The 1,109-nt window shown below is 69.1% G+C and carries 1 pseudogene; it reads right to left on the minus strand.

Features of this window, described 5'->3' with window-relative positions:
* Positions 1 to 1,109 (minus strand): annotated as a pseudogene (locus AQI94_RS42300) (alpha-1,4-glucan--maltose-1-phosphate maltosyltransferase); the annotation flags it as partial.

Below are 1,109 nucleotides of genomic sequence, written 5' to 3' on the forward strand. Positions count from 1 at the left end.
GGTGTTGAGCTGGGTGATGAGGGGGGCGAGGGTGTCGGGTGTGTTCCAGTCGCGGGTGGTGAGCTGGTACTTCTCCGAGTTGAGGTATTCCTCGCTGCCCTCGCGCAGGGGGGTGTTCTCGGCGAGTTCGTAGCCGGAGTAGATGCCCCAGGTCGGCGAGAGGGTGGCGGCCAGGATCGCGCGCAGGGCGAACGCGGGGCGGCCGCCGTGCTGGAGGAAGGCGTGCAGGATGTCGGGGGTGTTGGCGAAGAAGTTCGGCCGCATGTAGGAGGCCGCCTCACCGGAGAGTTCCGTCAGGTACTCGGTGAGCTCCTGCTTGGTGGTGCGCCAGGTGAAGTAGGTGTAGGACTGCTGGAAGCCGATCTGGGCCAGGGTGTGCATCATCGCCGGCCGGGTGAACGCCTCGGCCAGGAAGATCACGTCCGGGTCGGTGGCGTTGATGTCGGCGATCACCCGTTCCCAGAACACCACCGGCTTGGTGTGCGGGTTGTCCACGCGGAAGATCCGCACCCCGTGGTCCATCCAGTGCCGCAGCACCCGCAGGGTCTCCGCGATCAGCCCGTCCAGGTCGGCGTCGAAGGCGATCGGGTAGATGTCCTGGTACTTCTTGGGCGGGTTCTCGGCGTAGGCGATGGTGCCGTCGGGGCGGTGGTGGAACCACTCCGGGTGCTTGTGCACCCAGGGGTGGTCCGGCGAGCACTGCAGGGCGAAGTCCAGCGCGATCTCCAGGCCCTGCCGGCCGGCTTCCCGCACGAACCAGTCGAAGTCCTCGAGGGTGCCCAGGTCCGGGTGGACCGCGTCGTGGCCGCCCTCCGGCGAGCCGATCGCCCAGGGCACGCCCACGTCGTCCGGTCCGGCGGACAGGGTGTTGTTGCGGCCCTTGCGGAAGGTGGTGCCGATCGGATGGATCGGCGGCAGGTACACCACGTCGAAGCCCATCGCGGCGATCGCCGGCAGCCGGCGGGCCGCCGTGCGGAACGTGCCGTGCGGCTGCTCCGCGGTGCCCTCCGAGCGCGGGAAGAACTCGTACCACGACCCGAACAGCGCCCGCTCCCGCTCCACCAGCAGCGGCAGCGACTCCGACGCCGTGATCAACTCCCGCAGCGGAT

It is taken from the genome of Streptomyces pseudovenezuelae, from assembly GCF_001513955.1.
GTDB lineage: Bacteria > Actinomycetota > Actinomycetes > Streptomycetales > Streptomycetaceae > Streptomyces > Streptomyces pseudovenezuelae.